1 tRNA gene is annotated in these 295 nt (G+C 34.9%); it reads right to left on the bottom strand.

Annotated features, from left to right (window positions below):
• Positions 1-96 precede the first annotated feature (96 nt).
• A tRNA-OTHER gene (locus H4J52_RS02910) sits at positions 97-183 on the bottom strand.
• Between the last annotated feature and the right edge of the window lie 112 nt (positions 184-295).

The raw sequence follows: 295 nt of genomic DNA, 5'->3' as shown, positions 1-295 counted from the left end.
TTGAAAAATTGTGCTTTAAGTCATTACAATAAATTAATTGAAGTATCGTTATTCAGAACAAAAAAAGCCTGCAAATATTTGCAGGCTTATCTTATGTGGCTCCTCAACCTGGACTTGAACCAGGGGCAAACGCTCTTTTTATTTAAGCACAGTCCGTTGCTCTACCAACTGAGCTATTGAAAAATTGTGCTTTAAGTCATTACAATAAATTAATTGAAGTATCGTTATTCAGAACAAAAAAAGCCTGCAAATATTTGCAGGCTTATCTTATGTGGCTCCTCAACCTGGACTTGAA

The sequence above is a fragment of the Colwellia sp. MB02u-14 genome, from assembly GCF_014076915.1.
In the GTDB taxonomy this organism is placed as follows: domain Bacteria; phylum Pseudomonadota; class Gammaproteobacteria; order Enterobacterales; family Alteromonadaceae; genus Colwellia_A.
Note: the sequence above shows the minus strand (reverse complement) of the source record. Positions and strands in the feature narration are given on the sequence as shown.